Here is a 23,221-nt window from a genome sequence, read left to right as displayed (position 1 = left end):
GGGAGACATGTTAAACGTCAGCCATTTGTCGGCGGAGTATCAGGGGCGCCCGGCGCTGCGCGATGTGTCGTTCCAGATCGACAGCGGCGAGCTGGTGGTGGTGCTGGGCCCGTCGGGCTGCGGCAAAACGACCTTACTGAATCTGATTGCCGGCTTTATGACGCCGGCGGCGGGCAGCATTACGCTGGACGGGCAGCCGGTCCGCGGCCCCGGCGCCGAGCGCGGCGTGGTGTTCCAGCATGAGGGCCTGCTGCCGTGGCGCAACGTGGCGGATAACGTCGAGTTTGGTCTGCAACTGGCGGGCGTCGGCAAGGCGCAGCGCCGGGCGGTGGCGCAAGATATGCTGCGGCGTGTCGGTCTGGCCGGCTATGAGCAACATTTTATCTGGCAGTTGTCCGGCGGGATGCGTCAGCGTGTAGGCATCGCCCGCGCCCTGGCGGCGGACCCGCGCCTGCTGCTGCTGGATGAGCCGTTCGGCGCGCTGGATGCCTTTACCCGCGAACAGATGCAGGAACTGCTGCTGACCATCTGGCGCGATACCGGCAAACAGGTGTTGCTGATTACGCACGATATTGAAGAAGCGGTTTTTTTAGCCAGCGAGCTGTTGCTGCTGTCGCCGGGGCCGGGACAGGTGGTTGAACGCCTGTCGCTGGATTTCGGCCGCCGCTATGCCGCCGGCGAGGCGTGCCGTTCGATCAAATCGGACCCGGCGTTTATCGCCCGGCGCGAATATGTGCTCGGCAAGGTCTTCCAACAGCGCGAGGCATTGCTATGAGCCTGCACTCCACCTTAAAAGCCACCGCGACGTCGGCATCGCCGCGCCGTTTTACACTGCCGCGCCGCGTCTGGCTCAGCGCTTCAACGCTGCTGGCACTACTGGCGCTGTGGTGGGCGGTGACGGCGCTGGGGCTTATCAGCCCGCTGTTTCTGCCGGTGCCGCAGCAGGTGCTGCGCCAGTTGATCACCATCGCCAGCCCGCAAGGGTTTATGGACGCCACGCTGTGGCAGCATCTGGCCGCCAGTCTGGGGCGCATTCTGCTGGCGCTGTTGGCGGCGGTGCTGATCGGTGTTCCGGTCGGTATTGCGATGGGGCTGAACGATACGGTGCGCGGTATTCTCGACCCGTTGATTGAAATCTACCGTCCGGTGCCGCCGCTGGCCTATTTGCCGCTGATGGTGATTTGGTTCGGCATTGGCGAAACGTCGAAAATCCTGCTGATTTACCTGGCGATTTTCGCCCCGGTCGCGCTATCGACCGTGGCCGGCGTGCGCAGCGTGGCGCAGGTGCGGGTGCGGGCGGCTCGCGCACTGGGCGCCAACCGTTGGCAGGTGCTGCGTTTTGTGGTGCTGCCGAGCGCGTTGCCGGAAATTCTGACCGGCATCCGCATCGGGCTGGGCGTAGGCTGGTCGACGCTGGTGGCGGCGGAGCTGATCGCCGCAACGCGCGGTTTAGGTTTTATGGTGCAATCCGCCGGTGAATTTCTGGCGACCGATGTGGTGCTGGCCGGCATCGGCGTGATTGCGATAATTGCATTCGGCTTAGAGCTGGGACTGCGTGCCCTGCAGCGCCGTCTGACCCCGTGGCATGGAGTACAACAATGAACGAACGTCTGGTGATTACCCCGTTAGGGCCGTATATCGGCGCGCTGGTGGAAAATGTGCAGCTGGCGCGGCCGCTGGGTGACGGACAGTTTGAGCAGCTGTATCACGCGCTGCTGAAACATCAGGTGCTGTTTTTCCGCAATCAGCCGATTACGCCGCTGCAGCAGCGCGATCTGGCGGGACGCTTCGGCGACCTGCATATTCACCCGGTGTATCCGCACGCCAGCGACGTGGAGGAAATTATCGTGCTGGATACCCACGATAATAATCCGCCGGACAACGATAACTGGCACACCGATGTCACCTTTATCGAAAATCCGCCGCTGGGAGCGATCCTGGCGGCGAAAACGCTGCCGGCCACCGGCGGCGATACCCTGTGGGCCAGCGGCATTGCCGCCTATGAGGCGCTGTCGGCACCGTTCAAGCAACTGCTGAGCGGTCTGCAGGCGGAGCACGACTTCACCAAGTCATTCCCGGAATATAAACATCGCGGCAGCGAGGAGGAACACCAGCGCTGGCGACAGGCGGTGCAGAAAAATCCGCCGCTGCTGCATCCGGTGATCCGTACCCACCCGGTAAGCGGCCGGCAGGCGCTGTTCGTCAATGAAGGCTTTACCACGCGGATTGTCGATGTGTCGCCGAAAGAGAGCGAGGCGCTGCTGGGCTTCCTGTTTGCTCATATCACCAAACCGGAGTTCCAGGTGCGCTGGCGCTGGCAGGAAAATGATATTGCCATCTGGGACAACCGCGTGACGCAGCATTACGCCAACGCGGATTATTTGCCGCAGCGCCGTATTATGCACCGGGCGACGATGTTGGGTGATAAGCCGTTTTACCGCGCCTGACGGTTAATCCACCATCAGATTGCGGGAAAAATTGTGCATATCGACCCCCGCCTTTTTACGATACAGGCGCGCCTTGCGCGCGCCTGTCGCCATCATCTTGCCGGTATCCTCAAACATCTCCGCGGCGTCAAAGCGCCGCATCAGGCTCTTGCGCTGTACCGGCTGCGCCAAAATGATTTCCATCACTTCCTGTAATTGCGACAGCGTAAACTCCGCCGGCAGGCAGTAGACCGGCAGCATGGAGTAGGCGGTTTTCTGGCGCAGGCGCTGCAGCGCCGCATCGATAATCGCCAGATGGTCGAACGCCAGCGTCTGTTTACGCAGCGTTGTCAGCGGCAGCCAGGCGGCGTCATCCACGTCGGCAATATGGGCCTGGCAGTCGGCGTGGGCGATCAGGGCAAAATAGACCGTGGTCAGGCTCCAGCCGCGCGGGTCGCGCCCAGGGCCGGAAAAGCTCTCCAACTGCGCCAGATACGGCGGGGCGACGCCGGTTTTCTCCATCAGTTTGCGCTGGGCGGTGGCGCCGGTGGAAGCATCGCGCTGCAGATCGATAAAACCGCCCGGCAATCCCCATAATCCCTGATACGGGTGGTTGGCGCGTTTGACCATCAGGACGCACAGCTCTCCCTGATGAACGGTAAACAGCACGCTGTCCACTGTAACAATCGGGGAGGGGAAACGGCTGGCGTCGTAGTGTTGCAGATAGTCGGTTTCCGTGGACATTGCGCGGGGTCTCGCTGAAAGGGTCTTTGGGACACTATAGCGAGCGCGCCGGTGTTCAGCAAGCGGGGTTGTTTCATTTCTTTTTATTATCAGTTGGTTATATTTTTATCTCTGCGTAGGCGGATTTTTTACTTGCCAATTAGTGTCCCTTAGACAATTATATAAATGTCTTACAGACACTAATTATTGAATCACGGGAGGCGGGCATGCATACAACACTGCAGTTATTTCTGGATGGAGAGGAAGTTCAGGTCATCAGCGGTCAGTTTCCTGATGGCGCCGTGTATGCCCGCTTCGCTGTGCCGGCGGCGGCGGGCGTCGCGCAAATGCGTATCCGGGCCGCCGCGATGCGCAGCATGGATGATTTTATGGCGCTGGCGCAGTTGGTGGATGCGGTGCGTCACCACTACCCCATCCGCGAGAGCCTGCTTGAGCTGCCTTATCTGCCGTTCGCCCGTCAGGATCGCCATATGGGCGCCGGCGACAGCTTTGCGCTGAAGGTGTTCGGCCAACTGCTGAATACGCTGAAGTTTGATCGGGTGACGGTGCTGGACCCGCACAGCGACGTGGCGGCGGCGGCGATTGACCGTTTCCACGCGGTTGCTCAGCAGCACTGTATGCAGCACAGCGCCAGGCTGACGCAGCTGCTGTCGCAGCAGGCTTTACTGCCTATCGCGCCGGACGCCGGGGCGCTGAAAAAAATCCACGCCGTTGCAGAACATTTTGCGCTTAACGAGTACGGCATCATGACCAAACACCGTGACGTGCAGAGCGGCCAACTGACCGGGTTTGCGCTGCTGGCCGGTGACGTGCGCGGCAGAGACGTGCTGATCGTGGACGATTTGTGCGATGCCGGCGGCACCTTCATCGGCGCGGCGCAGGTGCTGCGCCAGCACGGCGCGCGCAGCGTCAGCCTGTACGTCACGCACGGCATCTTTTCCAAAGGCGTTGAGCATCTGCTGGCTCAGGGCATCAACAACATTTATACCACCACCTCATATGCGCCGGCGGATATCGCCGGAGCCCGCGTTGAACTGATTGATATTGCGCGTATCTACGCCCATTAAGGAGAGCATCATGCTGACTAACCCTATTCTGGCGATTGACGGGTATAAAGTCTCCCACCGTGAGCAGTACCCGCAGGGGACGACGCGGGTCTATTCCAACTTTACGCCGCGCAGCGATCGCTTCTTCAGTTCGCCGCTGCCTGACGGGCAACTGGTATTCTTTGGCCTGCAGGGATTCCTGCAGTGGTTTATGGTGGATTTGTTCAACCAGCAGTTTTTCGCCCAGCCGGAAGAGCAGGTGATCGGGGAATATAAAGCGCTGATGGACAGTTACATCGGCCAGGATCGGGTGTCCGTCGAGCATATCCGTGCGCTGCATCGGTTGGGCTATCTGCCGCTGCATATCAAAGGGCTGGATGAAGGCAGCAAGGTCAATATGAAGGTGCCGGTGCTGACCATCACCAACACGCGGGATGAGTTCTTCTGGCTGGTGAACTACCTGGAGACGGTCATTTCCGCAGAGCTGTGGAAGTCCTCCACCAACGCCACCATCGCCCATCACTACCGCAAAATTTGCCAGATGTGGGCGGCGCGCACCTGTGACGATACGGCGCACCTGGATTTCCAGTGCCACGACTTCTCATTCCGCGGTATGTCGGGCATGCATGATGTGGCGCAGGCCGGCGCCGGCCATCTGCTCAGTTTTAAAGGCACCGATAATATCCCGTCCATTCTGTACGCGCAGCGCTACTATCCGACCGCTGCCGACTACTTTGTGGCCGGTAGCATCCCGGCGACCGAGCACAGCGTGATGTGCATGGGGGAGCAGGATGCGGAAATTGAAACCTTCCGCCGCCTGATTGAGGATCTGTATCCGCAGGGGCTGGTGTCCATCGTGTCGGATACCTGGGATTACTGGCGGGTGCTGACCGAATTCACCCGCGAGCTGAAAGCAAAAATCATGGCGCGCGACGGCCGGGTGGTGTTTCGTCCGGACAGCGGCGACCCGGTCGCCATCCTGTGCGGCAGCGGTGCGGATGACGATCGCCGCCCGACGCGCAGCGCGGAAGAAAAAGGCTCGGTGGAAGTGCTGTGGGAGATTTTTGGCGGTACGGTAAACAGTAAGGGTTACAAGGTGCTGGATCCTCACGTCGGGCTGATTTACGGCGACTCCATTACGCTGGATCGCGCGCAAGAAATTCTGCGTCGTCTGGAGGCGAAAGGGTTCGCCAGTTCCAACGTGGTGTTTGGCGTGGGTTCTTTTACCTATCAATACCATACCCGCGACACCTTCGGCTTTGCGATGAAGGCGACCTATGGCGAGGTGCAGGGCGTCGGTCGGCCGATTTTCAAGCAGCCGAAAACCGACGGCGGTTTGAAGCAGTCGGCGCGCGGCCTGCTGCGGGTGATCAGGGATGAGCATGGCGACTACCAACTGCGGGATAACCAAAGCTGGCAGCAGGAGCAGCAGGGGGAACTGAAAACCCGTTTCCTGGACGGTAAGCTGTTCCACCAGGAGTCGTTGGAGCAGATCCGCCAGCGGCTGAGTGCGACGCTGGCGGAGTGATATCACGGCGCTCCCCGCCCGGGCGGGGCAGCGCTTAACTTTCGGTGTCGAACGCCTGGGTCAGCTGCTCCAGCTGTTCCTGCGCCTCCAGCCAGGTCATCTCCGTCTCTTCCAACGCGGATTTGGCCTGGCTTTGCCGTTGCAGGCAGTCGGTCAGTTCGGCCTTGCGGCTGATGTCATACAGCGCGGAATCCGCCAGTTGTTCTTCCACCTGCGCCAGCTCGGCGCCCAGCGTTTCCATCAGCTGTTCCAGTTTGGCGATCTGCTTGCGCAGCGGCTGGGTTTGCGTGCGGAATTCGGCGGCGCGGCGTTTCTGATCCTTACGCGCCTGCGCGCTGTTGCCGCTGTCCTGCTTCGGTGCGGCGTCCTGCTGCGCCTGCTGTTTTTGCAGGTCGCTGAGCCACTGCTGGTAATCCTCCAGATCGCCGGCGAACGGTTCAACCTGGCCGTCGTGCACCAGATACAGATCGTCGGTGGTTGAGCGCAGCAGGTGACGGTCGTGCGATACCACCACCAATGCGCCTTCGAAGTCGATCAGCGCTTCGGTCAGCGCCTGGCGCATATCCAGATCCAGGTGGTTGGTCGGTTCATCGAGCAGCAGCAGGTTAGGGCGCTGCCAGACAATCAGCGCCAGTACCAGGCGGGCTTTCTCCCCGCCGGAGAAGCGGCCGGTTGCCTCGCTCACCTTGTCGCCCTGGAAGCCGAAGCCGCCGAGGTAGTCGCGCAGCTGCTGTTCCAGTACGCGTGGCGCAATGCGGCTCAGGTGCTGCAGCGGCGATTCGTCGGCACGCAGGAATTCCAGCTGATGCTGGGCGAAGTAGCCCAGCTTGATGCCTTTCGCCAGGCCGATTTCGCCGCTGAGCGGTGCCAGTTCGTCGGCCAGCAGTTTAATCAGGGTGGATTTCCCGGCGCCGTTGCGCCCCAGCAGGCCGATGCGCGAACCGGGCACCAGATTGAGTTTGATCGACTGCAGGATCACCTTATCGCCATAGCCGGCGCTGACTTTTTCCATCCGCAGCAGCGGGTTGGGCAGGCTTTCCGGCTGGCGGAAGCTGAAGCTGAACGGGTTGTCGACGTGCGCCGGCGCGATCAGCTCCATGCGTTCGAGCATCTTGATACGGCTCTGCGCCTGCTTGGCTTTGGTGGCCTTGGCGCGGAACCGTTCGATATAGCTCTGCAGATGCGCCACCTTTTCCTGCTGCGTCTGGTACAGCGACTGCTGCTGCGCCAGCTTGGTGGCGCGCTGACGTTCGAACGAGGAGTAGTTGCCGGTGTATTCGTTGATGGTCTGCTGTTCGATGTGCAGGATTTTATCGACGATCGGATCGAGGAAGTCGCGGTCGTGAGAAATCAGCACCAGCGTGCCGGGGTAGCTTTTCAGCCAGCGCTCCAGCCAGATGACCGCGTCCAGATCCAGGTGGTTGGTTGGTTCATCGAGCAGCAGCAGGTCGGAACGGCACAGCAGCGCCTGCGCCAGGTTGAGGCGCATGCGCCAGCCGCCGGAGAAAGCGCGCACCGGGCTTTGCAGTTGCTCGTTGGAAAAGCCGAGGCCGTGCAGCAGGCTGGCGGCGCGGGCGCGGATGGTCCAGGCGTCGATGGCGTCCAGCTTGCCGTGCAGCGTGGCGATGGCGTTGCCGTCGTTACGCTCGTTGGCCAGCTGCAAGTCTGCTTCCAACTGGCGGAATTCGCGGTCGCCGTCGATCACATACTCCAGCGCCGGCGTATCCAGCGCCGGCGTTTCCTGGTTCACCCAGGCCAGCGCCCAACTGCCGGGGAAAGTGTAGCTGCCGCCGTCGGCGGAGAGTTCGCCCTTCAGCAGCGACAACAGGGTGGACTTGCCGCAGCCGTTTTTGCCCACCAGGCCCACTTTCTGCCCGGGGTTAACCGTTGCCGTCGCGTTGTCCAGCAAGACGCGGGTGCCGCGTCGGATTTGTAACGATGAGAATACAATCATAAAGCGCCGTTCTCTGTGTAGTCCCTTTACTTCGAATGATTGCCGCGTCGATGCGACTCGAATAATGTAGGAGATATGTTAAATTATCATCAGGGTAACAGACCGCAGCGAGCGTGCTGTTTTAAACTATGCGCAGCATGGTAACGGAAAACCGTTGCTCTGACGACGCTATTGGAGGGGAACGATGTTGCAGCCGGCCAAGGTTTTGCTGCTGTATGCCCATCCGGAATCTCATGACTCGGTGGCTAACCGGGTTTTGCTCAGGCCGGCGCAGCAGATGGATAACGTCACCGTACATGATTTGTACGCGCACTACCCCGACTTCTTTATTGATATTCATCATGAGCAGCAACTGCTGCGTGAACACCAGATCATTGTTTTCCAACACCCTTTATACACCTACAGTTGCCCGGCGTTGCTGAAGGAGTGGCTGGATCGGGTGCTGTCTCGCGGCTTCGCCAGCGGCGTGGGAGGCAACGCGCTGGCGGGTAAGTACTGGCGCTCGGTGATCACCACCGGTGAACCGGAAGGGGCGTATCGTCTGGGCGGCTACAACCGTTACCCGATCGAAGATATTTTACGTCCCTTCGAGCTGACCGCTGCGATGTGTCATATGCACTGGCTGACGCCGATCGTCGTTTACTGGGCGCGCCGGCAAAAGCCGGAGGTGCTGGCCAGCCATGCTGCCGCCTACGGTGAGTGGCTGCGTAACCCTTTGCCGCAACGGAGGCCCTGATCATGGAAGGTTCCGCATTACTGACTGCCGGGCTGCTGTTTCTGTTCGCCGCGGTGGTAACGGTGCCGATCGCCCGCCGTCTGGGGATTGGCGCGGTGCTGGGCTATCTGATTGCCGGTATCGCCATCGGCCCCTGGGGGCTGGGCTTTATCCGCGACGTCGACGAGATTCTGCACTTCTCTGAGCTGGGCGTGGTATTCCTGATGTTTATCATCGGTCTGGAACTGAACCCGTCCAAACTGTGGGCGCTGCGGCGCTCGATTTTCGGCGTGGGCGCCGGCCAGGTGGCGATCAGCGCCGCCATTTTGGGAGCGCTGCTGTACTTCAGCCACTTCGCCTGGCAGGCGGCGGTGATCGGCGGCATCGGCCTGGCGATGTCTTCAACGGCGATGGCGCTGCAGCTGATGCGTGAAAAGGGCATGAATCGCCATGAAGGCGGCCAGCTGGGGTTTTCGGTGCTGCTGTTCCAGGATATGGCGGTGATCCCGGCGCTGGCGCTGATCCCTATTCTGGCAGGCGGCAGCGGCAGCGACGACTGGGCCAGAATCGCTATCAAGGTGGCGGCGTTCGGCGGGATGCTGCTGGGCGGTCGTTACCTGCTGCGGCCGCTGTTCCGCTATATTGCGGCCTCCGGCGTGCGGGAAATATTTACCGCCGCCGCCCTGCTGGTGGTGTTGGGGGCGGCGCTGTTCATGGATGCGCTGGGGCTGTCGATGGCGCTCGGCACCTTTATCGCCGGCGTGCTGCTGGCGGAAAGTGAATATCGCCATGAGCTGGAGATCGCCATCGAGCCGTTTAAAGGGCTGCTGCTGGGGCTGTTCTTTATTTCCGTCGGCATGGCGTTGAATATCGGCGTACTCTATACCCATCTGGTTGAGGTGATTGTCGGCGTGCTGCTGCTGGTGGCGGTGAAATACGGCGTGCTGTACGCGCTGGCGCGCATCTTTGGCCTGCGCCGTTCGGTGCGGCTGCAATTTTCCGGCGTGCTGAGCCAGGGCGGCGAATTTGCGTTCGTGCTGTTTTCGGCGGCGGCGACGCAAAAGGTGCTGCAGAGCGACCAGCTGGCGCTGCTGCTGGTGATCGTCACGCTGTCGATGATGACTACGCCGCTGCTGATGCAGGCTATCGACCGCATTTTGGCCCGCCGCTATAACGCCCGTGACGACGTTGAGGAGACGCCGTACGTCGAAGATGATGAACCGCAGGTGATTATCGCCGGATTCGGACGCTTTGGGCAGGTAATCGGCCGCTTGCTGATGGCCAATAAAATGCGGATTACCGTGCTGGAGCGTGATGTCAGCGCCGTTAGCATGCTGCGCCGCTATGGCTACAAAGTGTATTTCGGTGACGCCACCGAGCTGGAGCTGCTGCGCGCCGCCGGCGCGGAGAAGGCGAAATCGATCGTCATCGCCTGCAGCGATCCGGAAGATACCTTGGCGATTGTGCACCTTTGCCAGCAGCACTTTCCTAACCTGTCGATACTGGCACGCGCCCGTGGCCGCGTGGAGGCGCATGAGCTGCTGCAGGCCGGCGTGCAGTATTTCAGCCGCGAGACCTTCTCCAGCGCCCTGGAACTGGGGCGAAAAACGCTGATGACGCTGGGGATGCACCCGCATCAGGCGTTTCGCGCCCAGCAGCACTTCCGCCGGCTGGATATGCGTATGCTGCGCGAATTGATGCCGCCGCATCAGGGGGATGTGACGCAGATTTCCCGCATGAAAGAGGCGCGGCGCGAGCTGGAAGAGCTGTTCCACCGCGAGATGCAAAAAGAGAGCCGCCAGTTTGACGGCTGGGATGAATATGAATAAGTGGGAGCAATAAGCATGTCTGTAACACGTAAGCGTTTTATCGCCGGTGCGGTTTGCCCGAGCTGTAATGCGATGGATACGCTGGCCGTCTGGCGCGAAGATCAGGTTGAGGTGGTGGAGTGCGTGAAGTGCGGCCATCATCAGCGTCAGACGGAACAACAGGTGGAAAAACACGTGCGTCCCCAGGAGCAGGTGATCGGTATTTTCCATCCGGAATAGCGTTGTTTGCCGCGATTTTTTATGCTGGAGGGTACAGCGGAGTAGATTTCCGTTACAATCTACCCGTTAGAGTTGCTGTCGGCCCAGGCTGGCGCAGCTGAAAGTATCCAACGGTAGGAGATATCATGAAAGTAGCAAAAGACTCGGTAGTCAGCCTGGCTTACCAAGTACGTACAGAAGACGGTGTTTTGGTTGATGAGTCTCCGGTGAGTGCACCGCTGGACTATCTGCACGGGCATGGTTCTCTGATTGCAGGTCTGGAAAAAGCGCTCGAAGGCCATGCGGTGGGCGATCGTTTCGACGTTCACGTTGGCGCTAACGAAGCCTACGGCAACTATGATGAAAACCTGGTGCAGCGCGTACCAAAAGACGTTTTCATGGGCGTTGACGAACTGCAGGTTGGCATGCGTTTCCTGGCTGATACCGATCAGGGCCCGGTTCCGGTTGAAATTACCGAAGTGGACGGCGACCACGTGGTGGTTGACGGCAACCACATGCTGGCGGGCCAGAACCTGAACTTCAACGTTGAAGTGGTGGCTATCCGTGAAGCAACGCCGGAAGAACTGGCTCACGGCCACGTTCACGGTGAGCACGATCATCACCACGAGCACGGCGACGGCTGCTGCGGCGGTCACGACCATGGTCACGATCACGCTGAAGAGAAAAAAGGCGGCTGTGGCAACGGCGGTTGCGGCTGCCACTAAGCGCAGCACGCTGCAGGAAAAGGTCGCTTCGGCGGCCTTTTTTTATGCTCCTGCGGCGCAGCGGTTAATAGTGGGGAGGCGGCGTTTCTTCCGATTGCGAGGCGATCATGGAAGGCTGCGCGGCGCGCAGTTTATCGGTGAGCAGATGCAGGTGCTCACGCATTTTCAGCAGCTCCAACTGCTGTTGAACAACCGTCTGGTTCAATTCTTCGATGGTGACTTCCTGAAAAGCCTGACGGCTTTCCAACTCTTCCAGCCGTTGTAACAGGCTTTCATTGCCGGCGTTGTGCATGGCGTGACCTCTGACACTGTTAAATCTTGATTGCTGGCGTTATGGTAACAGCTGCAGCGCGTTTTGCGCTGTGCTATTTACCTGAGGCGGGGGGTAAAAGCGTACATGGCGGGGCGGCTTTATGCCATGGCGCCGCAGCGGGTCAAGAAAAGTCTGATTTATCATGCGGGTAAAAATGAGAGGAAACTTCTCTTTGAATACGAAGTCACACTTTGACTCGATTGGTTACCTGTGCGACTGTCTTGTTTTCTTGCAGCCCGCTATAGTAGCCCGGTTATCTTACTTAATGATTGTTTGGGGCACCGCTTCAGACACTGGAGAAATGGATGAAATCTTTGTTTAAAGTCACGCTTCTGGCAACCACCATGGCTTTTGCTTTGAATGCGACTCAGGCTATGGCCGCCGATGCGGCAAAACCTGCTGATGCCGCCGCGGCGCCAAGCACCGGCAAATTCAAGAACGATGACGAACAAGCGGCTTACGCGCTGGGCGCGTCCCTGGGCCGTTACATGGACAACTCTCTCAAAGAGCAAGAGAAACTGGGTATCAAACTGGATAAAGACCAGCTGATCGCCGGCGTTCAGGACGCTTTCGCCAACAAGAGCAAGCTGAATGACGCGGATATTGAGAAAACCCTGCAGGGCTTTGAAGCGCGCGTGAAGTCTTCCGCTCAGGCGAAGATGGAGCAGGACGCGAAAGAAAACGAAGAGAAAGGCGCGAAATACCGTGACACCTTCGCCAAAGAAAAAGGCGTGAAGAAAACGGAATCCGGCCTGCTGTATCAGGTAGAGAAACCAGGTACCGGCAATGCGCCAAAAGACAGCGACACCGTGGTGGTGAACTACAAGGGCACCCTGATCGACGGTAAAGAGTTTGATAACTCTTACACCCGCGGCGAGCCGCTGTCGTTCCGTCTGGACGGCGTTATCCCTGGCTGGACCGAAGGTCTGAAGCACATCAAGAAGGGCGGTAAAATCAAGCTGGTTATCCCACCGGCGCTGGCTTACGGTAAAACCGGCGTTCCTGGCATCCCGGCTAACTCCACCCTGGTGTTCGACGTTGAGCTGCTGGACGTGAAAGCCACGCCGAAAGCTGACGCCAAAGCAGAAAAACCTGCCGCTGCGGACGCTAAAGCGAAAGCTAAATAAGCGAATCCTGTGCGCCACCGCCGCGATGATGTCGCGGCGGTTTTCGTTTACTTCCCCGCCATCCTTGCCAATCTTGCCACAACTTTATCTTCCTCCTCGGCCTGATCACTTGACGCCTGCCGGGCATGAGCTTAACGTCAATACCACGCGAAAATGAAAGGGTTTGGTTTCGGTCGTGCCGACCGGGATCGGATTCAGACAATTATGTCATGCGTCTGCCCCTTAGGGCGTGTATCTAAAACTGTTTTCGATCAATACGAGCTGTTTTAGCTGCGCCCCCTGGCACAGACGATTTATGAGGGTGGTATCTTCGATGTCTAATTCGCTTTTATCCAGCGAAGCCGGCGAGCTTGATTTGCTCAATGAGCGTCCGTTTAACCAGACGGATTATGAAATCCTGAAATCTTATGAGGCGGTGGTCGATGGTCTGGCGATGCTGATCGGCTCGCACTGCGAGATCGTGCTGCACTCGCTGGAAGATTTGAAATGCTCTGCGGTGCGTATCGCCAACGGTGAGCATACCGGCCGGCAGATTGGTTCGCCGATTACTGATTTGGCGCTGCGTATGCTGCACGATATGGCCGGCGACGACAGCAGCGTGTCCAAGGCCTATTTCACCCGCGCCAAAAGCGGCGTGCTGATGAAATCCGTCACCATCGCCATTCGCAATCGCGAGCAGCGCGTGATCGGCCTGCTGTGCATCAATATGAACCTTGACGTGCCGTTCTCTCAGGTGATGCAAAGCTTTATGCCGCCGGAAACCCAGGAAATCGCCTCGTCGGTGAACTTCGCCTCGTCGGTGGACGATCTGGTGGCGCAGACGCTGGAGTTCACCATTGAAGAGGTGAACGCCGACCGCAACGTGTCAAACAACGTCAAAAACCGGCAGGTGGTATTGAACCTGTACGAGAAGGGGATTTTTGATATCAAGGACGCCATCAACCAGGTGGCTGACCGGCTGAATATCTCCAAACACACCGTGTATTTGTATATCCGCCAGTTTAAAAGCGGCGACCTGCTGGGTAATGAACGGTGATGCTGAATTACTGCCTGTTAGTCACCGGGCCGGCCTACGGTACGCAGCAGGCCAGCAGCGCCTATCAGTTCGCGCTGGCGCTGATTGAGGCCGGACACCGGCTGAACAGCGTGTTTTTCTACCGCGAAGGGGTGCTGAATGCCAACCGGCTGACGTCGCCGGCCAGTGATGAGTTCGATCTGGTGCGCGCCTGGGCCGAGCTGGCGCAGCAGCATAACGTCGTGCTGAACGTCTGCGTTGCGGCGGCGTTGCGCCGTGGCGTTACCGACGAACATGAGGCGCGTGAGCAGGGACTGGCGGCGGCGAATCTGCAGCCTGGCTTTACGCTCAGCGGGCTGGGCGCGCTGGCGGAAGCCGCGCTTGGCTGCGACCGCATGGTACAGTTTTAAGAGATGACGATGAAACGAGTGGCCTTTGTTTTTACCCAGGCCCCGCACGGTAGCGCCTCCGGGCGGGAAGGGCTTGATGCCTTGCTCGCCACGTCGGCGCTGAGCGAAGATCTGGGCGTGTTTTTTATCGGCGACGGCGTGCTGCAGCTGCTGCCGGGCCAGCAGCCGGAAACGGTGCTGGGGCGCAACTACATCGCAACGTTCGGCGTTTTGCCGTTGTATGACGTTGAGCAATGTTATCTGTGTGAGGCGTCGCTGCAGGCGCGCGGTCTGGCACAGGTGGAAAATTGGGTGCTGGAGGCCGAAGTGCTGGCGCCTGAAGCCCTGCGACAAAAACTGGCCGCCTTCGACGTGGTGATGACTTTTTAGGAATGTCCCGATGCTGTTTACCCTGAGCCGTTCCCCTGCGCAGTGCGATCTGCCGACGCTGCTGCGTCAGGCGTCGCCCGGCGATGCGCTGCTGCTGCTGCAGGACGGCGTGCTGGCCGCGCTGGCCGGCGCTCACCTTGATTTACTGCTTGCCGCCCCCATCTCTCTTTATGCGCTGCGCAATGATCTGGAGGCGCGGGGGCTGGGTGGTCATATTTCACACAAAGTCACCGTCATTGACTATAATCACTTCGTTGAATTAACCACAATGCATCGCAGCCAAATGGCGTGGTAATGACGACGATGCTGTATATTTCTTGACACCTCTTCGGGTCGGCAATAAAATTCTGCGTCCTCGTACTTTGCCAATAGTGCATACGAGGGGATTTATCACATGTTTACGAAGCTAGTACGAAGCAAAAACCAGGAGCTTTTTTAATGGCAACAATTAACCAGCTGGTTCGCAAACCACGCTCTGTGAAGGCTGCTAAAAGCAACGTTCCAGCGCTGGAAGCCTGCCCGCAAAAACGTGGCGTATGTACCCGCGTATATACCACCACACCTAAAAAACCAAACTCCGCACTGCGTAAAGTATGCCGTGTGCGTTTGACCAACGGTTTCGAAGTGACTTCCTACATCGGTGGTGAAGGTCACAACCTGCAGGAGCACTCCGTGATCCTGATCCGCGGCGGTCGTGTTAAAGACTTGCCAGGTGTGCGTTACCACACCGTTCGCGGCGCACTTGACTGCTCCGGTGTTAAAGACCGTAAGCAAGCTCGTTCCAAGTACGGCGTGAAGAAGCCAAAGGCTTAATGGTTCTCCGTTAAGTAAGGCCAAACGTTTTAACTTTAATGTCAAAATAAACTCGTAGAGTTTTGGACAATCCTGAATTAACAACGGAGTATTTCCATGCCACGTCGTCGCGTAATCGGCCAACGTAAAATTCTGCCAGATCCTAAGTTCGGATCTGAGCTGCTGGCCAAATTTGTAAATATCCTGATGGTAGACGGTAAAAAATCTACCGCAGAAGCAATCGTCTATACCGCGCTGGAGACCCTGGCTCAGCGTTCTGGTAAAGATCACCTGGAAGCTTTTGAAGTAGCTCTGGACAACGTTCGCCCGACTGTCGAAGTTAAGTCGCGCCGCGTTGGTGGTTCTACTTACCAAGTACCAGTTGAAGTTCGTCCGGTTCGTCGCAATGCTCTGGCAATGCGCTGGATCGTTGATGCTGCTCGTAAACGCGGTGATAAATCCATGGCTCTGCGCCTGGCGAATGAACTGTCTGACGCAGCAGAGAACAAAGGTTCTGCTGTTAAGAAGCGTGAAGACGTTCACCGCATGGCCGAAGCCAACAAGGCGTTCGCGCACTACCGCTGGTAATCACCACGCTGTAGTTATGCTAACCAAGCGGGCGCTTCAAGAGGCTCACCCGCTTGGGTTAACTGAACTTGAACGCCTAAGGCAATAGAGGAATCAAATGGCTCGTACAACACCTATTGCACGCTACCGCAACATCGGTATCAGTGCACACATCGACGCCGGTAAAACCACCACTACCGAACGTATCCTGTTCTACACCGGTGTAAACCATAAACTCGGTGAAGTTCATGACGGCGCTGCCACCATGGACTGGATGGAACAGGAGCAGGAGCGTGGTATTACCATCACTTCTGCAGCGACCACTGCTTTCTGGTCTGGTATGGCCAAGCAGTACGAACCGCACCGCGTAAACATCATCGATACCCCAGGGCACGTTGACTTCACCATCGAAGTAGAACGTTCCATGCGTGTGTTGGATGGCGCAGTGATGGTTTACTGTGCTGTTGGTGGTGTTCAGCCACAGTCTGAAACCGTATGGCGTCAGGCTAACAAATATAAAGTTCCACGTATCGCGTTCGTTAACAAAATGGACCGTATGGGTGCGAACTTCCTGAAAGTTGTTGACCAGATCAAAACTCGTCTGGGCGCAACTCCAGTTCCACTGCAGCTGGCTATCGGTGCTGAAGAAGCATTCACCGGCGTTGTTGACCTGGTGAAAATGAAAGCCATCAACTGGAGCGACGCTGACGCGGGCGTAACCTTCGAATACGAAGATATCCCTGCCGATATGGTCGAACTGGCTAACGAATGGCACCAGAACCTGATCGAATCCGCAGCTGAAGCATCTGAAGAGCTGATGGAAAAATACCTGGGCGGCGACGAGCTGACCGAGGAAGAGATCAAGTCTGCACTGCGTCAGCGCGTGCTGAACAACGAAATCATCCTGGTAACCTGTGGTTCTGCATTTAAGAACAAAGGTGTTCAGGCGATGCTGGATGCGGTGGTCGATTACCTGCCGTCTCCAATCGATGTTCCTGCGATCAACGGTATGCTGGACGACGGTAAAGATACCCCGGCTGAGCGTCACGCTGATGACAACGAGCCGTTTGCTGCTCTGGCGTTCAAAATCGCTACCGACCCGTTCGTGGGTAACCTGACATTCTTCCGCGTTTACTCCGGTGTGGTTAACTCCGGCGATACCGTGCTGAACTCCGTGAAAGCTGCACGTGAGCGTTTCGGCCGTATCGTACAGATGCACTCCAACAAACGTGAAGAGATCAAAGAAGTTCGCGCGGGCGACATCGCCGCGGCTATCGGTCTGAAAGACGTAACTACTGGTGATACCCTGTGTGATCCAGATGCGCCGATCATTCTGGAGCGTATGGAATTCCCTGAGCCGGTAATCTCCATCGCCGTTGAACCGAAAACCAAGTCTGACCAGGAAAAAATGGGTCTGGCTCTGGGCCGTCTGGCTAAAGAAGACCCGTCATTCCGCGTATGGACTGATGAAGAATCTAACCAGACCATCATCGCTGGTATGGGCGAGCTGCACCTCGACATCATCGTTGACCGTATGAAGCGTGAGTTCAACGTTGAAGCGAACGTCGGTAAACCACAGGTTGCTTATCGTGAAGCGATTCGCGCCAAAGTTACCGATATCGAAGGTAAGCACGCCAAGCAGTCTGGTGGTCGTGGTCAGTACGGTCACGTTGTGTTCGACATGTACCCGCTGGAGCCGGGCTCTAACCCGAAAGGTTACGAGTTCATCAACGACATCAAAGGTGGTGTAATTCCGACCGAATACATCCCTGCCGTTGATAAAGGCATCCAGGAGCAGCTGAAAGCTGGTCCGCTGGCTGGTTACCCAGTAGTAGATCTCGGCGTGCGTCTGCACTTCGGTTCTTACCACGACGTTGACTCCTCTGAACTGGCGTTTAAACTGGCCGCTTCCATTGCCTTTAAAGATGGCTTTAAGAAAGCAAGCCCAGTTCTGCTTGAGCCTATCATGAAGGTTGAAGTGGAAACGCCTGAAGAGAACACTGGTGACGTCATCGGTGACCTGAGCCGTCGTCGTGGTATGCTGCGCGGTCAGGAATCTGAAGCAACTGGCGTTAAGATCCACGCTGAAGTACCGCTGTCCGAAATGTTCGGATATGCAACTCAGCTGCGTTCTCTGACCAAAGGTCGTGCATCATACAGCATGGAATTCCTGAAGTATGATGATGCGCCGAACAACGTTGCTCAGGCCGTTATTGAAGCCCGTGGTAAATAAGCCTTAGGGTTAAAACCAAAGTCCCGTGCTCTCTCCTGATGGGGGAGAGCGCTATAGTAAGGAATATAGCCGTGTCTAAAGAAAAATTTGAACGTACAAAACCGCACGTTAACGTTGGTACTATCGGCCACGTTGACCACGGTAAAACTACCCTGACTGCTGCAATCACTACCGTACTGTCTAAAACCTACGGCGGTGCTGCTCGCGCTTTCGACCAGATCGATAACGCGCCAGAAGAAAAAGCTCGTGGTATCACCATCAACACTTCTCACGTTGAGTATGACACCCCGACTCGTCACTACGCGCACGTTGACTGCCCAGGGCACGCCGACTACGTGAAAAACATGATCACCGGTGCAGCGCAGATGGACGGCGCAATCCTGGTAGTAGCAGCGACTGACGGCCCAATGCCTCAGACCCGTGAGCACATCCTGCTGGGCCGCCAGGTAGGCGTACCTTACATCATCGTATTCATGAACAAATGCGACATGGTAGATGATGAAGAGCTGCTGGAACTGGTAGAGATGGAAGTTCGCGAACTGCTGTCTGCTTACGATTTCCCTGGCGACGACCTGCCGGTAATCCGTGGTTCCGCGCTGAAAGCGCTGGAAGGCGAAGCCGAGTGGGAAGCGAAGATTGTTGAGCTGGCAGAAGCGCTGGACAGCTACATCCCAGAGCCAGAGCGTGCTGTAGACAAGCCGTTCCTGCTGCCAATCGAAGACGTCTTCTCCATCTCAGGTCGTGGTACCGTTGTTACCGGTCGTGTAGAGCGCGGTATCATCAAAGTCGGTGAAGAAGTTGAAATCGTTGGTATCAAAGACACCGTTAAGTCTACCTGTACTGGCGTAGAAATGTTCCGCAAACTGCTGGACGAAGGCCGTGCTGGTGAGAACGTAGGTGTTCTGCTGCGTGGTATCAAGCGTGAAGAAATCGAACGTGGTCAGGTACTGGCGAAGCCAGGTTCAATCAAGCCGCACACCCAGTTCGAATCTGAAGTGTACATTCTGTCCAAAGACGAAGGCGGCCGTCATACTCCGTTCTTCAAAGGCTACCGTCCACAGTTCTACTTCCGTACAACTGACGTGACCGGTACCATCGAACTGCCAGAAGGCGTAGAGATGGTAATGCCAGGCGACAACGTGAACATGGTAGTAACCCTGATTCACCCAATCGCGATGGACGACGGTCTGCGTTTCGCAATCCGTGAAGGCGGCCGTACCGTAGGCGCGGGTGTTGTTGCTAAAGTTATCGCTTAATCGCTGATAATTTATCAACACAATAAAGAGGGCACTTCGGTGCCCTTTTTTTATACAATTTGTGCAAATCTTAATTGAAATAAAAAGCATTCTTATTTAGACTTACTCAAAGGTTAAGAAGTGAGTCTCCTATGTACGTATGTCTGTGTAATGCCGTGACTGACAAAGCGATTCGTAAAGCGGTACGTCAGCACAACCCCCATACCATGAAGCAGCTGCGAGACCTTGTGCCGATTGGTAGTGATTGCGGGAAATGCATTCGTCAGGCACGCCAGATTATGGTGGAGGAACGCGCAGCCATTATTCATATGCATGAAGTTGCCTAACAGAAGGTAAGGTCATTTTTTGACTCTTGACGCACAGGTTCTACACTTTTAGAACTGGTCAGGAGGAATACCTTATGAAAGGCGATAAAAAGATCATTGCGCATCTCAATAAACTGCTCGGCAACGAGTTGGTTGCCATCAATCAATACTTCCTACACGCCCGCATGTTCAAGAATTGGGGTTTAATGCGCCTCAATGACAAGGAATATCACGAGTCCATCGATGAAATGAAGCACGCCGATCGCTATATCGAGCGTATTCTGTTTCTGGAAGGCATCCCGAATTTACAAGATCTCGGCAAGCTCAATATCGGCGAAGATATTGAGGAGATGCTGCGATCGGACTTGGCCTTGGAACTGGATGGCGCCAAGAATTTGCGTGAGGGTATCGCTTACGCCGACTCCATCCATGACTACGTCAGTCGCGATCTGATGATCGAGATTTTGGCGGATGAAGAAGAACATATCGACTGGCTGGAAACCGAGCTGGACCTTATCCAGCGTCTGGGCATTCAGAATTACGCGCAGGCTCAGGTGCTGGAGCGTAAAGACTGACGTGATTCACCGCTTCTTACTGAACCGCCGGCAGCCTGGTTGCCGGCAGGGCAGGGGAGTCCTCGCCACGTTGTTTCCGCTTATATCAATCCCTGCCTCATGATATGAAAGCGCCGATATTCTGCGCATATTTTCATCTGCATCTTGCTTTAGCGCCCATTTTGCGTATAATGCGCGGGCTTACCTAATCTTGGTAGCCTGATTTTAGCGAATCAGTCGATCGGCAGCCTTTTGTGCCTTTCGAACAATACTCCCGATATGGGAGTTATATGTTGACGATTACACTCCCCCATCAATCGAAATGGGTGTGAGGAGTAATTATTTACGTTTATAAAATAATTGGAGCTCTGGTCTCATGCAGAACCAAAGAATCCGTATCCGCCTGAAAGCGTTTGATCATCGTCTGATCGATCAATCAACCGCGGAAATCGTCGAGACTGCTAAGCGCACTGGTGCGCAAGTCCGTGGTCCGATCCCGCTGCCGACCCGCAAAGAGCGTTTTACCGTTCTGATCTCTCCGCACGTCAACAAAGATGCGCGCGATCAGTACGAAATCCGTACTCACAAGCGTCTGGTTGACATCGTTGAGCCAACCGAGAAAACCGTTGATGCTCTGATGCGTCTGGATCTGGCTGCCGGTGTAGACGTGCAGATCAGCCTGGGTTAATCAGGTCATTGAGCGATTGAGAGGTTGAAACAATGATTGGTTTAGTCGGTAAAAAAGTGGGCATGACTCGCATCTTCACTGAAGAAGGCGTTTCCATCCCAGTAACCGTAATCGAAATTGAAGCGAACCGCGTAACTCAGGTTAAGAGCCTGGATAACGACGGATACAGTGCCATTCAGGTCACCACCGGTAGCAAAAAAGCGAACCGTGTGACCAAGCCTGAAGCTGGCCATTTCGCTAAAGCTGGCGTTGAAGCTGGCCGTGGTCTGTGGGAATTCCGCCTGGAAGAAGGTCAGGAATACACTGCAGGTCAGGAAATTAGCGTAGAAATCTTCGCTGATGTTAAAAAAGTTGACGTAACCGGTACTTCTAAAGGTAAAGGTTTTGCTGGCACTGTTAAGCGCTGGAACTTCCGTACCCAAGACGCTACCCACGGCAACTCCTTGTCTCACCGCGTTCCGGGTTCTATCGGTCAGAACCAGACTCCGGGCAAAGTGTTCAAAGGCAAGAAAATGGCAGGCCACCTGGGTGACGAACGCGTAACCGTTCAGAGCCTGGACGTAGTACGTGTTGACGCTGAGCGCAACCTGCTGCTGGTAAAAGGTGCTGTTCCGGGTGCAACCGGTGGCAACCTGATCGTTAAACCAGCTGTGAAGGCGTAAGGGGATAGCAATGGAATTAGTATTGAAAGACGCGCAAAGCGCGCTGACTGTTTCCGAAACTACCTTCGGTCGTGATTTCAACGAAGCGCTGGTACACCAGGTTGTTGTTGCTTATGCAGCAGGTGCCCGTCAAGGTACCCGTGCTCAGAAGACCCGTGCTGAAGTGACCGGTTCCGGTAAGAAACCGTGGCGCCAGAAAGGTACTGGCCGTGCGCGTTCAGGTTCTGTTAAGAGCCCGATCTGGCGTTCCGGTGGTGTGACCTTCGCTGCGAAGCCACAAGACCACAGTCAGAAAGTTAACAAAAAGATGTACCGCGGCGCGCTGAAAAGCATCCTGTCCGAACTGGTACGTCAAGATCGTCTGATCGTTGTCGAAAAGTTCTCTGTTGAAGCGCCTAAAACTAAGCTGCTGGCACAGAAACTGAAAGATATGGCCCTGGAAGACGTGCTGATTGTAACCGGCGAAGTCGATGAGAATCTGTTCCTGGCTGCTCGTAACCTGTACAAGGTTGACGTGCGCGATGTAGCAGGTATCGATCCAGTTAGCCTGATCGCCTTCGACAAAGTGGTTATGACTGCTGATGCTGTGAAGCAAGTTGAGGAGATGCTGGCATGATCCGTGAAGAACGTTTGCTGAAAGTGCTGCGTGCACCGCACGTATCTGAGAAAGCATCTGCAGCGATGGAAAAATCAAACACCATCGTACTCAAAGTTGCCAAAGACGCGACCAAAGCAGAAATCAAAGCTGCAGTGCAGAAACTGTTTGAAGTCGAAGTCAAAGACGTGAGCACCCTGGTAGTTAAAGGGAAAGTGAAGCGTCACGGTCAGCGTATCGGTCGTCGTAGCGACTGGAAAAAAGCTTACGTCACCCTGAAAGAAGGCCAGAATCTGGACTTCATCAGCGGCGCAGAGTAAGTCGGAGGAGTAAGAACAATGGCAATTGTTAAATGTAAACCTACATCTCCGGGTCGTCGCCACGTTGTTAAAGTGGTTAACCCTGAGCTGCACAAGGGTAAACCTTATGCCCCGCTGCTGGAAAAACTGAGCAAAAGCGGTGGTCGTAACAACAATGGCCGTATCACCACCCGTCATATCGGTGGTGGCCACAAGCAACACTATCGTCTGGTTGACTTCAAACGCAACAAAGACGGCGTGTCTGCAGTGGTTGAGCGTCTGGAGTACGATCCGAACCGTTCCGCGAACATCGCGCTGGTTCTGTACAAAGACGGCGAACGCCGTTACATCCTGGCGCCGAAAGGCCTGAAAGCTGGTGACCAGATCCAATCTGGTGTTGATGCTGCGATCAAAGTGGGCAACGCCCTGCCAATGCGCAACATCCCAGTTGGTTCAACGGTTCACAACGTAGAAATGAAACCAGGTAAAGGCGGCCAGATGGCGCGTTCTGCCGGTGCCTACGTTCAGATCGTTGCTCGTGATGGTTCCTACGTAACTCTGCGTCTGCGCTCTGGCGAAATGCGTAAAGTTCCTGCAGATTGCCGCGCCACCCTGGGTGAAGTCGGTAACTCAGAACACATGCTGCGCGTCCTGGGTAAAGCAGGTGCTGCACGTTGGCGTGGTGTTCGTCCTACCGTTCGCGGTACGGCGATGAACCCGGTAGATCACCCGCACGGTGGTGGTGAAGGTCGTAACTTTGGTAAGCACCCGGTTTCCCCGTGGGGCGTTCAGACCAAAGGTAAGAAGACCCGTAGCAACAAGCGTACTGATAAGTTCATCGTACGTCGCCGTAGCAAAAAATAATTAGAGG

General features: G+C 56.5%; 28 protein-coding genes. 25 read left to right on the top strand and 3 right to left on the bottom strand.

Going from position 1 to position 23,221, the window contains the following annotated elements; genetic code table 11:
• Nucleotides 1–7 precede the first annotated feature (7 nt).
• Genes tauB through tauD form a run of 3 tightly spaced genes read left to right on the top strand, consistent with a single transcriptional unit; the run spans nucleotide 8 to nucleotide 2,447 of the window.
• Entirely contained in the window at nucleotides 8–775 is a 768-nt protein-coding gene (tauB, locus tag CLM71_RS22160; protein WP_105232899.1) for a taurine ABC transporter ATP-binding subunit, read from the top strand.
• Nucleotides 772–1,602 (top strand): taurine ABC transporter permease TauC, encoded by an 831-nt coding sequence (tauC, locus tag CLM71_RS22155; protein ID WP_105232898.1) that lies wholly within the window; start codon nucleotides 772–774, stop codon nucleotides 1,600–1,602. Before tauB ends, tauC begins: the two co-directional genes overlap by 4 nt.
• Complete coding sequence (gene tauD / locus CLM71_RS22150) at nucleotides 1,599–2,447, top strand: taurine dioxygenase (protein ID WP_105232897.1); 849 nt, start codon at nucleotides 1,599–1,601, stop codon at nucleotides 2,445–2,447. Before tauC ends, tauD begins: the two co-directional genes overlap by 4 nt.
• A gap of 3 nt (nucleotides 2,448–2,450) precedes the next feature.
• On the opposite strand, the gene CLM71_RS22145 is transcribed toward tauD, so the two are convergent.
• The gene (locus CLM71_RS22145) at nucleotides 2,451–3,170 is read right to left on the bottom strand and encodes an NUDIX domain-containing protein (RefSeq protein WP_105232896.1); all 720 of its coding nucleotides are present in this window, start codon (nucleotides 3,168–3,170) and stop codon (nucleotides 2,451–2,453) included.
• 206 nt (nucleotides 3,171–3,376) lie between these two features.
• On the opposite strand from CLM71_RS22145, the gene prs reads away from it, so the two are divergent.
• Nucleotides 3,377–4,237: a ribose-phosphate diphosphokinase gene (gene prs, locus CLM71_RS22140; protein ID WP_105232895.1), complete on the top strand. Its 861-nt coding sequence runs from the start codon at nucleotides 3,377–3,379 to the stop codon at nucleotides 4,235–4,237.
• A 10-nt stretch (nucleotides 4,238–4,247) separates the two neighbouring features.
• Complete coding sequence (locus tag CLM71_RS22135) at nucleotides 4,248–5,744, top strand: nicotinate phosphoribosyltransferase (RefSeq protein WP_105232894.1); 1,497 nt, start codon at nucleotides 4,248–4,250, stop codon at nucleotides 5,742–5,744.
• 34 nt (nucleotides 5,745–5,778) lie between these two features.
• Here CLM71_RS22135 and CLM71_RS22130 read toward each other — a convergent pair whose 3' ends face one another.
• The gene (locus tag CLM71_RS22130; protein ID WP_105232893.1) at nucleotides 5,779–7,698 is read right to left on the bottom strand and encodes an ABC transporter ATP-binding protein; all 1,920 of its coding nucleotides are present in this window, start codon (nucleotides 7,696–7,698) and stop codon (nucleotides 5,779–5,781) included.
• A 184-nt stretch (nucleotides 7,699–7,882) separates the two neighbouring features.
• On the opposite strand from CLM71_RS22130, the gene kefG reads away from it, so the two are divergent.
• The 4 genes from kefG to slyD all read left to right on the top strand — a co-directional run bounded on the left by kefG (nucleotide 7,883) and on the right by slyD (nucleotide 11,165).
• On the top strand, nucleotides 7,883–8,434 hold the full coding sequence (gene kefG / locus CLM71_RS22125; RefSeq protein WP_105232892.1) for a glutathione-regulated potassium-efflux system ancillary protein KefG: 552 nt from the start codon (nucleotides 7,883–7,885) through the stop codon (nucleotides 8,432–8,434).
• A 2-nt stretch (nucleotides 8,435–8,436) separates the two neighbouring features.
• A complete protein-coding gene (gene kefB / locus CLM71_RS22120; RefSeq protein WP_105232891.1) occupies nucleotides 8,437–10,242 on the top strand; it encodes a glutathione-regulated potassium-efflux system protein KefB in 1,806 nt (601 codons plus the stop codon).
• Between the two features lie 15 nt (nucleotides 10,243–10,257).
• On the top strand, nucleotides 10,258–10,461 hold the full coding sequence (locus CLM71_RS22115) for a YheV family putative zinc ribbon protein (protein WP_105232890.1): 204 nt from the start codon (nucleotides 10,258–10,260) through the stop codon (nucleotides 10,459–10,461).
• Nucleotides 10,462–10,586: 125 nt separating this feature from the next.
• On the top strand, nucleotides 10,587–11,165 hold the full coding sequence (gene slyD / locus CLM71_RS22110) for a peptidylprolyl isomerase (RefSeq protein WP_105232889.1): 579 nt from the start codon (nucleotides 10,587–10,589) through the stop codon (nucleotides 11,163–11,165).
• A gap of 64 nt (nucleotides 11,166–11,229) precedes the next feature.
• On the opposite strand, the gene CLM71_RS22105 is transcribed toward slyD, so the two are convergent.
• Nucleotides 11,230–11,457 (bottom strand): SlyX family protein, encoded by a 228-nt coding sequence (locus CLM71_RS22105; RefSeq protein ID WP_015962158.1) that lies wholly within the window; start codon nucleotides 11,455–11,457, stop codon nucleotides 11,230–11,232.
• A gap of 326 nt (nucleotides 11,458–11,783) precedes the next feature.
• Here CLM71_RS22105 and fkpA point away from each other — a divergent pair, with 326 nt between their 5' ends.
• The 16 genes from fkpA (at nucleotide 11,784) to rplB (ending at nucleotide 23,214) form a co-directional block, all read left to right on the top strand.
• Nucleotides 11,784–12,605 carry an FKBP-type peptidyl-prolyl cis-trans isomerase gene (fkpA, locus tag CLM71_RS22100; protein ID WP_015962157.1) on the top strand — a complete coding sequence of 274 codons (822 nt, stop codon included), beginning with the start codon at nucleotides 11,784–11,786 and terminating at the stop codon, nucleotides 12,603–12,605.
• Nucleotides 12,606–12,918: 313 nt separating this feature from the next.
• On the top strand, nucleotides 12,919–13,641 hold the full coding sequence (locus tag CLM71_RS22095) for a transcriptional regulator (RefSeq protein ID WP_172606322.1): 723 nt from the start codon (nucleotides 12,919–12,921) through the stop codon (nucleotides 13,639–13,641).
• Nucleotides 13,641–14,030 (top strand): sulfurtransferase complex subunit TusD, encoded by a 390-nt coding sequence (tusD, locus tag CLM71_RS22090; RefSeq protein WP_105232888.1) that lies wholly within the window; start codon nucleotides 13,641–13,643, stop codon nucleotides 14,028–14,030. Before CLM71_RS22095 ends, tusD begins: the two co-directional genes overlap by 1 nt.
• A 3-nt stretch (nucleotides 14,031–14,033) precedes the next feature.
• Nucleotides 14,034–14,399: a sulfurtransferase complex subunit TusC gene (gene tusC, locus CLM71_RS22085; RefSeq protein ID WP_172606321.1), complete on the top strand. Its 366-nt coding sequence runs from the start codon at nucleotides 14,034–14,036 to the stop codon at nucleotides 14,397–14,399.
• A gap of 10 nt (nucleotides 14,400–14,409) precedes the next feature.
• A complete protein-coding gene (tusB, locus tag CLM71_RS22080) occupies nucleotides 14,410–14,694 on the top strand; it encodes a sulfurtransferase complex subunit TusB (protein ID WP_105232886.1) in 285 nt (94 codons plus the stop codon).
• Nucleotides 14,695–14,837: 143 nt separating this feature from the next.
• The gene (rpsL, locus tag CLM71_RS22075; RefSeq protein WP_004930426.1) at nucleotides 14,838–15,212 is read left to right on the top strand and encodes a 30S ribosomal protein S12; all 375 of its coding nucleotides are present in this window, start codon (nucleotides 14,838–14,840) and stop codon (nucleotides 15,210–15,212) included.
• 96 nt (nucleotides 15,213–15,308) lie between these two features.
• A complete protein-coding gene (gene rpsG, locus CLM71_RS22070; protein WP_004956203.1) occupies nucleotides 15,309–15,779 on the top strand; it encodes a 30S ribosomal protein S7 in 471 nt (156 codons plus the stop codon).
• 97 nt (nucleotides 15,780–15,876) lie between these two features.
• A complete protein-coding gene (fusA, locus tag CLM71_RS22065) occupies nucleotides 15,877–17,991 on the top strand; it encodes an elongation factor G (RefSeq protein ID WP_105232885.1) in 2,115 nt (704 codons plus the stop codon).
• Between the two features lie 71 nt (nucleotides 17,992–18,062).
• Nucleotides 18,063–19,247: an elongation factor Tu gene (tuf, locus tag CLM71_RS22060; RefSeq protein WP_105229426.1), complete on the top strand. Its 1,185-nt coding sequence runs from the start codon at nucleotides 18,063–18,065 to the stop codon at nucleotides 19,245–19,247.
• A 131-nt stretch (nucleotides 19,248–19,378) separates the two neighbouring features.
• Nucleotides 19,379–19,573: a bacterioferritin-associated ferredoxin gene (gene bfd / locus CLM71_RS22055; RefSeq protein ID WP_015962151.1), complete on the top strand. Its 195-nt coding sequence runs from the start codon at nucleotides 19,379–19,381 to the stop codon at nucleotides 19,571–19,573.
• Between the two features lie 74 nt (nucleotides 19,574–19,647).
• Entirely contained in the window at nucleotides 19,648–20,127 is a 480-nt protein-coding gene (gene bfr / locus CLM71_RS22050) for a bacterioferritin (RefSeq protein ID WP_105232884.1), read from the top strand.
• 355 nt (nucleotides 20,128–20,482) lie between these two features.
• Nucleotides 20,483–20,794 (top strand): 30S ribosomal protein S10, encoded by a 312-nt coding sequence (rpsJ, locus tag CLM71_RS22045; RefSeq protein ID WP_001181005.1) that lies wholly within the window; start codon nucleotides 20,483–20,485, stop codon nucleotides 20,792–20,794.
• A 32-nt stretch (nucleotides 20,795–20,826) separates the two neighbouring features.
• Nucleotides 20,827–21,456 carry a 50S ribosomal protein L3 gene (rplC, locus tag CLM71_RS22040; protein ID WP_015962149.1) on the top strand — a complete coding sequence of 210 codons (630 nt, stop codon included), beginning with the start codon at nucleotides 20,827–20,829 and terminating at the stop codon, nucleotides 21,454–21,456.
• A gap of 10 nt (nucleotides 21,457–21,466) precedes the next feature.
• The gene (rplD, locus tag CLM71_RS22035) at nucleotides 21,467–22,072 is read left to right on the top strand and encodes a 50S ribosomal protein L4 (RefSeq protein WP_004956192.1); all 606 of its coding nucleotides are present in this window, start codon (nucleotides 21,467–21,469) and stop codon (nucleotides 22,070–22,072) included.
• Nucleotides 22,069–22,371: a 50S ribosomal protein L23 gene (gene rplW / locus CLM71_RS22030; protein ID WP_015962148.1), complete on the top strand. Its 303-nt coding sequence runs from the start codon at nucleotides 22,069–22,071 to the stop codon at nucleotides 22,369–22,371. The genes rplD and rplW overlap by 4 nt, the downstream gene beginning before the upstream one ends.
• An 18-nt stretch (nucleotides 22,372–22,389) precedes the next feature.
• Entirely contained in the window at nucleotides 22,390–23,214 is an 825-nt protein-coding gene (gene rplB / locus CLM71_RS22025; RefSeq protein ID WP_015962147.1) for a 50S ribosomal protein L2, read from the top strand.
• Nucleotides 23,215–23,221 lie beyond the last annotated feature (7 nt).

The sequence above is a fragment of the Serratia sp. MYb239 genome (assembly GCF_002966855.1).
GTDB lineage: Bacteria > Pseudomonadota > Gammaproteobacteria > Enterobacterales > Enterobacteriaceae > Serratia_B > Serratia_B rhizosphaerae.
This window is presented reverse-complemented; position numbering and strand designations above follow the sequence as displayed.

Bases quoted from the DNA above. Each gene is read 5' to 3' on its own strand.
- tauB (WP_105232899.1), top strand. From the start codon at position 8: ATGTTAAACGTCAGCCATTTGTCGGCGGAGTATCAGGGGCGCCCGGCG.
- tauC (WP_105232898.1), top strand. From the start codon at position 772: ATGAGCCTGCACTCCACCTTAAAAGCCACCGCGACGTCGGCATCGCCG.
- tauD (WP_105232897.1), top strand. From the start codon at position 1,599: ATGAACGAACGTCTGGTGATTACCCCGTTAGGGCCGTATATCGGCGCG.
- CLM71_RS22145 (WP_105232896.1), bottom strand. From the start codon at position 3,170: ATGTCCACGGAAACCGACTATCTGCAACACTACGACGCCAGCCGTTTC.
- prs (WP_105232895.1), top strand. From the start codon at position 3,377: ATGCATACAACACTGCAGTTATTTCTGGATGGAGAGGAAGTTCAGGTC.
- CLM71_RS22135 (WP_105232894.1), top strand. From the start codon at position 4,248: ATGCTGACTAACCCTATTCTGGCGATTGACGGGTATAAAGTCTCCCAC.
- CLM71_RS22130 (WP_105232893.1), bottom strand. From the start codon at position 7,698: ATGATTGTATTCTCATCGTTACAAATCCGACGCGGCACCCGCGTCTTG.
- kefG (WP_105232892.1), top strand. From the start codon at position 7,883: ATGTTGCAGCCGGCCAAGGTTTTGCTGCTGTATGCCCATCCGGAATCT.
- kefB (WP_105232891.1), top strand. From the start codon at position 8,437: ATGGAAGGTTCCGCATTACTGACTGCCGGGCTGCTGTTTCTGTTCGCC.
- CLM71_RS22115 (WP_105232890.1), top strand. From the start codon at position 10,258: ATGTCTGTAACACGTAAGCGTTTTATCGCCGGTGCGGTTTGCCCGAGC.
- slyD (WP_105232889.1), top strand. From the start codon at position 10,587: ATGAAAGTAGCAAAAGACTCGGTAGTCAGCCTGGCTTACCAAGTACGT.
- CLM71_RS22105 (WP_015962158.1), bottom strand. From the start codon at position 11,457: ATGCACAACGCCGGCAATGAAAGCCTGTTACAACGGCTGGAAGAGTTG.
- fkpA (WP_015962157.1), top strand. From the start codon at position 11,784: ATGAAATCTTTGTTTAAAGTCACGCTTCTGGCAACCACCATGGCTTTT.
- CLM71_RS22095 (WP_172606322.1), top strand. From the start codon at position 12,919: ATGTCTAATTCGCTTTTATCCAGCGAAGCCGGCGAGCTTGATTTGCTC.
- tusD (WP_105232888.1), top strand. From the start codon at position 13,641: ATGCTGAATTACTGCCTGTTAGTCACCGGGCCGGCCTACGGTACGCAG.
- tusC (WP_172606321.1), top strand. From the start codon at position 14,034: ATGACGATGAAACGAGTGGCCTTTGTTTTTACCCAGGCCCCGCACGGT.
- tusB (WP_105232886.1), top strand. From the start codon at position 14,410: ATGCTGTTTACCCTGAGCCGTTCCCCTGCGCAGTGCGATCTGCCGACG.
- rpsL (WP_004930426.1), top strand. From the start codon at position 14,838: ATGGCAACAATTAACCAGCTGGTTCGCAAACCACGCTCTGTGAAGGCT.
- rpsG (WP_004956203.1), top strand. From the start codon at position 15,309: ATGCCACGTCGTCGCGTAATCGGCCAACGTAAAATTCTGCCAGATCCT.
- fusA (WP_105232885.1), top strand. From the start codon at position 15,877: ATGGCTCGTACAACACCTATTGCACGCTACCGCAACATCGGTATCAGT.
- bfd (WP_015962151.1), top strand. From the start codon at position 19,379: ATGTACGTATGTCTGTGTAATGCCGTGACTGACAAAGCGATTCGTAAA.
- bfr (WP_105232884.1), top strand. From the start codon at position 19,648: ATGAAAGGCGATAAAAAGATCATTGCGCATCTCAATAAACTGCTCGGC.
- rpsJ (WP_001181005.1), top strand. From the start codon at position 20,483: ATGCAGAACCAAAGAATCCGTATCCGCCTGAAAGCGTTTGATCATCGT.
- rplC (WP_015962149.1), top strand. From the start codon at position 20,827: ATGATTGGTTTAGTCGGTAAAAAAGTGGGCATGACTCGCATCTTCACT.
- rplD (WP_004956192.1), top strand. From the start codon at position 21,467: ATGGAATTAGTATTGAAAGACGCGCAAAGCGCGCTGACTGTTTCCGAA.
- rplW (WP_015962148.1), top strand. From the start codon at position 22,069: ATGATCCGTGAAGAACGTTTGCTGAAAGTGCTGCGTGCACCGCACGTA.
- rplB (WP_015962147.1), top strand. From the start codon at position 22,390: ATGGCAATTGTTAAATGTAAACCTACATCTCCGGGTCGTCGCCACGTT.